The organism is Microbacterium sp., assembly GCF_031178525.1.
Taxonomy (GTDB): Bacteria; Actinomycetota; Actinomycetes; order Actinomycetales; family Microbacteriaceae; genus Microbacterium.
This window is the reverse complement of record NZ_JAPSJA010000185.1, coordinates 1-4,761: the sequence shown is the minus strand read 5'-3', so window position 1 is coordinate 4,761 and position 4,761 is coordinate 1. Positions and strand designations below refer to the sequence as shown.

Here is a 4,761-nt window from a genome sequence, read left to right as displayed (position 1 = left end):
ACCGTGCCGCACGAGTGGAGGTTGGGGTCGATCAGCGGCGCGAGCCGGCGCGGCGCCTCGACGATGTCGTCGAGCTCCAGGCGCAGCTCGCGCAGCATGCCGAGGTCGGGGCGGAAGCCCGTGGCCGCGACGACGGCATCGGTGTCGTGCGTGGCCGCGTCGTTCCCGCGGCGACCGTGCAGGCGCATACCGTCGCCTCGCGCTTCGGCGCGCAGGATCTCGAAACGGTCGACGACGTCGATCCGGCCGTCGGCCACGAGGCGCTCGACGCGTGATCCGAGCGCGCCGCGCTCCTCGAGCTCGTCGTCGCCGGAGGACAGGCGCGCGGCCGACGGATTGCGGATCAGCCAGGTCACGCGCGTGCCGGGCTGGTCGTCCGCGAGGGCGGCGAGGTCGATCAGCGTGTTCGCGGCCGAGTGTCCCGCGCCGACGACCGTCACGTGACGCCCGGTGAAGCGCGCGCGGTCGCGCCCGTGCACATCGGGCAGAGCGGGCAGCACGCGGTCGGACACGGTCTCCCAGCCCAGCGGCTCCAGTCCGTTGGAGCCGAGCGGGTTCGCGTGCCCCCACGTGCCGGAGGCGTCCACGACGGCGCGTGCCGTCTCGTCGGCCACCGTGCCGTCGGAGCGTCGCACGCGCAGCGCGAACGGCGCCTGCGAGCGGCCGCGTGTGCGCGTGCGGTCCATCCCCTCGCGCGTCACGGCGAGCACCTCGACGCCCCAGCGGATGTTCGGCGCGACGACGGCGTGCGCCGCGAGAGGCTCGAGATACGCCGACACGAGCTCCGCGCCCTTCGGCGCCCGGTCGGCGGGCGGGGCCTGCCAGCCCGCGCCGGCGAGGAGCCGCACCGCGGCGTCATCGATCACGTGCTGCCACGGCGAGAACAGGCGCGTGTGGCCCCATTCGCGGATCGCGGCGCCCGGCACGTGACCGCGTTCATAGATCACGAATGGAATGTCGCGCGCGGCGGCATGCGCCGCCGCGGCGAGGCCGATCGGCCCCGCGCCGATGATCGCCACGGGCAGCGCCGTGAGCCGCGGGTGGGTGGCGTTCGCGACACGCGCGGGCAAGAGGTCGAGCAGGGCCATGAGGTCTCCATCCAGGATCGCCATCGAGATATCGATGACCGTCGATGGTGAGTCTGCACCGATCTATCGAAGTTCGTCAATATCGACTACGGTCAATGTATGCCCTCGACCGCGCTTCCCGTCATCCAGGACACCGCGTGCTGCGCGCCGCTCGCCCGCGAGCCGCTGTCCGTCGGAGACGCCGCTGACCTTGCACGACTCATCAAGGCGCTCGCGGACCCCGCTCGGCTGCGCCTGCTGTCGATCGTCGCGGCGTCGGAGGGTCACGAGGCCTGCGTGTGCGACCTCATCGAGCCGCTCGGGCTGGCGCAGCCGACCGTGTCTCACCACCTGAAGGTCCTGACCGACGCGGGGTTCCTGTCGCGCAGCAAGCGCGGCACGTGGGCCTACTACGCGCTCGTCCCGGGCGCGCTCGAGCGCATCGCAGACGTTCTGCGCCCCTGATGTCAACCCGTTGAGCGGGCCAGGGTCGCGGCCCTAGCGTCGGTGACATGAACGCTGGGCTTCCCGAGATCCACGAGTGGTACCCGCGCCTGTCGATCGGCGCGAAGCACGCGCTGCGTGACAGCGCCACGCTGACCGACGAGGTGCGCGACGAGATCGCCGAGATCACGGGCGCCGATGTGCCGAGCGACGCGTCGCTGAGCGAGGACGACCGTGACTTCATCCGCACCCAGTCGGAACAGGTCGACTGACCTTCCGACGATCGCGACGCTCGCGGAGCTCGCCGAGTTCGTCGGCCGCCGCGAGCAGTCGTACATCCGGTACTCGAAGGGCCCTGCGCACGACGCGTCCGAGCAGAGCCGCGACACCGAGAGCGGTCTCGACCTTCCGGGTCTGTCGGTGAACCCGCTGCACCCCGAGACGTGGTGGTCGCGGCCCGTGGAGGACTGGCTCGCGCGCCAGGTGTGCCAGTACTCCCAGCTCGCGGAGAAGAACCCCGATCGCTTCGCGTGGGTGCTCGACGGGCGCACCGTCGGCCGCGGCCCCGACTGCGAGCCGCTGCTCGCCGATGTCGAACCGCTGGCCCGGCTCGCGCCCGCGCTGCTGGACGAGGCCGCGGCGCGATACGAGCAGGCCTTCGAGGCGGGCCGCGGGCCCGAAGACTGATCCGCGCGAAGACGGATCCGCGTCAGCACCGCTCCGCCCGACAAGGGAGACGGGACCGCGCGACGGGATGAGACGGGGCGCGGCCCCGGCGCCGCGCGGGCGCCGCAGGCCACGTCCGGACTCAGCCCTTCACGCCGCCCGCCGCGACGCCCTCGATGATGTGCTTCTGGGCGACGAAGAACAGGATGATCATCGGGATCGTCGTGATCACGCTCGCCGTGATCAGGATCTCCCAGTGCCATTCACCGCCGAAGCCGAAGTTGTCCACAAGCGCCTTGAGGCCGCGCGGGATCGTGAAGTTGTCCGAGTCGCGCAGGTAGATCAGCGCCCGCATCAGGTCGGTCCACACGGCCTGCACCTCGAACACCACCGTCACGGCGAGTGCCGGGCGAGACAGCGGCAGCGCGATGCGCCAGAACACCTGCCACGGGTTCGCACCGTCCACGCGGGCCGCATCGAACAGGTCGCGCGGCAGCGACAGCATGAACTGCCGCAGCAGGAAGATGTAGAACGCACTCCCGAACAGGTTGTGCGCCCACATCGGCAGGAGGGTGTTCACGGCGCCGAGCGAGTTCCAGATCAGGAACGTCGGGATCATCGTGACCGCGCCGGGCAGCATCATCGATCCCAGCACCAGGGCGAACAGCGGGCCGCGCCCGCGGAAGCGGTAGAACGCGAACGCCCACGCCACCATGGCGCTCGAGATCGTCACGGCGCCGGCGGCGAGAACCGTGACGATCACCGTGTTGAGCAGCCACAACCCGAGCGGCGCCTCCTGCCACACCTGCAGGTAGTTCTCGAGCGTGAATGTCTCGGGGATCAGCCGGTTGTCGAAGACCTCACCGCGCGGCTTGAACGACGCGCTCACGAGCCACGCGAACGGGTAGACGAACACCACGGCGATCACCACGAGCGTGGCGATCGTCAGATACCGTCCGAGGCGAGACCGCCGACGCCGGGGCGGACGCCGCTTCGCGTCCTGTTCGGCGACGGCCGGCGCGTTCGCGTCCGGGCGGGTGCCGACGATCGGATCCGTGAGGGCGCTCATCGCGATCCCCCTTCGTAGTGCACGAGCCGGCGGGACACGATCGCCTGGATCGCCGTGACGATCATGATCACGACGAACAGCAGCCACGCCATCGCCGACGCGTAGCCCATGTTGAGGAACTGGAACGCCTGCTGGAACAGGTAGATCACATAGAACAGCGCGGCGTCGTTGCCGTACGTGGTGTTGCCGGCGCCGAAGAACGCGGTGTACGCCTCGTCGAACGTCTGCAGGCCCGCGATGGTGTTGACCACCACGATGAAGAACACGGCGGGGCTGATCATGGGCAGCGTCACGCTGAAGAACTGCCGCCACGCACCGGCGCCGTCGAGCCGCGCCGATTCGTACAGCTCCTCCGGCACACCGCGCAGCGCCGCGAGCAGGATGAGCACGGACGAGCCGACGGTCCACAGGCTCATGATCACGAGTCCCGGCTTGACCCAGGCCGGGTCCGTGGTCCAGGACGGCCCGTCGATCCCCACCCAGCCGAGGCTCGTGTTGATCAGGCCGCTCTGTCCGTTGAACAGCAGCAGGAACAGGATGCCGACGGCCACCGGCGGGGTCATCTTCGGCAGGAAGAACACCGTGCGGAAGAACCCGGATGCGCGCCCGGCGCGGGCGAGGAGCAGCGCGAGCGCGAGCGACACCGCCACGTACAGCGGCACCTGCACGGCCGTGAAGAACAGCGTGTTCCCGAGCGCGGTCGACACCTTCGGGTCGGAGAACAGCTCGGCGTAGTTGCCGAAGCCCACGAACGACGGGTCGTTGATGACGTCGTAGTCGGTGAGCGACAGGTAGGCGCTGTAGATGAGCGGCCACGCGGTGAAGACGGCGAAGCCGATCAGCCACGGTGCGAGGAACATCAACGCGGCGCGGTTCTCGCGAGCCCCGCCACGCCGCCGGCGCGGCGCCCGGGTGGGCGCCGCGCCTGCTGAGGTGACTGCGGTCACTCCCCGCTCCCCGAGTTCTCGCTCATCTCGGCCCACGCGTCATCCAGCGCCTTCTGCGCGGTCTCCTGCGCCTGTGCCAGCGCGTCGGCGGGCTCGGCCTCGCCCGACAGGACCGAGTTCACGGCGTCCTGCATGGCGGTCTCGAATTCCGCGTCGGCGGGGCTCGCCGGCAGCGCGAACGTGTGGGCGTTGGCCTCGTACGTCGCCGCGACCGCGGTGTCCCACGGCTCGCCGCCCGAGGTGACCATGCCCTCGATCAGGGTGTCCGCCTCCGCGTTGCCGGTCAGCAGGCCGGTGAACGGCTTGCCCTCCTCCTCGCGCAGGTCCAGGCGCGCCTGGGCCGCTGCCTCCCACGTGTCCACGGCGGTCATGACGCGGGCCCAGCGGCACGCGGCCTCCGGGTTCTCGGCGCCCGCCGGGATGGCCCACGCCGAGCCCGACGCGTACGCGATCGGCTCTCCCTGGCGGTCCTTGACCGTGCCGAACTCGATCGGCGCGTCCGGCGACACGTCGTTGAGCACGTTGATGTACCACTGCTCCATGGGCATCGCGCCGAGCACCCCGGTCG

General features: G+C 70.6%; 6 protein-coding genes and 1 pseudogene. 3 read left to right on the top strand and 4 right to left on the bottom strand.

What is annotated here, in order from left to right:
• Nucleotides 1-1,112, bottom strand: a 1,112-nt coding sequence (locus tag RIF89_RS11050) for an NAD(P)-binding domain-containing protein (protein ID WP_309069165.1), incomplete at its 3' end; no start/stop codon positions are given.
• 75 nt (nucleotides 1,113-1,187) lie between these two features.
• Here RIF89_RS11050 and RIF89_RS11045 point away from each other — a divergent pair.
• The 3 genes from RIF89_RS11045 to RIF89_RS11035 are packed head-to-tail and all read left to right on the top strand — an operon-like array spanning nucleotide 1,188 to nucleotide 2,198.
• Complete coding sequence (locus RIF89_RS11045; RefSeq protein WP_309069164.1) at nucleotides 1,188-1,532, top strand: metalloregulator ArsR/SmtB family transcription factor; 345 nt, start codon at nucleotides 1,188-1,190, stop codon at nucleotides 1,530-1,532.
• Nucleotides 1,533-1,579: 47 nt separating this feature from the next.
• The gene (locus tag RIF89_RS11040; RefSeq protein WP_309069163.1) at nucleotides 1,580-1,783 is read left to right on the top strand and encodes a hypothetical protein; all 204 of its coding nucleotides are present in this window, start codon (nucleotides 1,580-1,582) and stop codon (nucleotides 1,781-1,783) included.
• Nucleotides 1,746-2,198 (top strand): DUF6098 family protein, encoded by a 453-nt coding sequence (locus tag RIF89_RS11035; RefSeq protein ID WP_309069162.1) that lies wholly within the window; start codon nucleotides 1,746-1,748, stop codon nucleotides 2,196-2,198. The genes RIF89_RS11040 and RIF89_RS11035 overlap by 38 nt, the downstream gene beginning before the upstream one ends.
• Nucleotides 2,199-2,319: 121 nt before the next feature.
• On the opposite strand, the gene RIF89_RS11030 is transcribed toward RIF89_RS11035, so the two are convergent.
• The 3 genes and pseudogenes from RIF89_RS11030 to RIF89_RS11020 all read right to left on the bottom strand — a co-directional run.
• Nucleotides 2,320-3,246 (bottom strand): carbohydrate ABC transporter permease, encoded by a 927-nt coding sequence (locus RIF89_RS11030; protein WP_309069161.1) that lies wholly within the window; start codon nucleotides 3,244-3,246, stop codon nucleotides 2,320-2,322.
• Nucleotides 3,243-4,193, bottom strand: coding sequence for a sugar ABC transporter permease (locus RIF89_RS11025; RefSeq protein WP_309069160.1), 951 nt, complete (start codon nucleotides 4,191-4,193; stop codon nucleotides 3,243-3,245). Before RIF89_RS11025 ends, RIF89_RS11030 begins: the two co-directional genes overlap by 4 nt.
• A pseudogene (locus RIF89_RS11020) lies at nucleotides 4,190-4,761 on the bottom strand (ABC transporter substrate-binding protein); the annotation flags it as partial. The pseudogene RIF89_RS11020 and the gene RIF89_RS11025, both read right to left, overlap by 4 nt.

Excerpts from the sequence above, each read along its gene's own strand:
- RIF89_RS11045 (WP_309069164.1), top strand. The coding sequence starts at position 1,188 with ATGCCCTCGACCGCGCTTCCCGTCATCCAGGACACCGCGTGCTGCGCG.
- RIF89_RS11040 (WP_309069163.1), top strand. The coding sequence starts at position 1,580 with ATGAACGCTGGGCTTCCCGAGATCCACGAGTGGTACCCGCGCCTGTCG.
- RIF89_RS11030 (WP_309069161.1), bottom strand. The coding sequence starts at position 3,246 with ATGAGCGCCCTCACGGATCCGATCGTCGGCACCCGCCCGGACGCGAAC.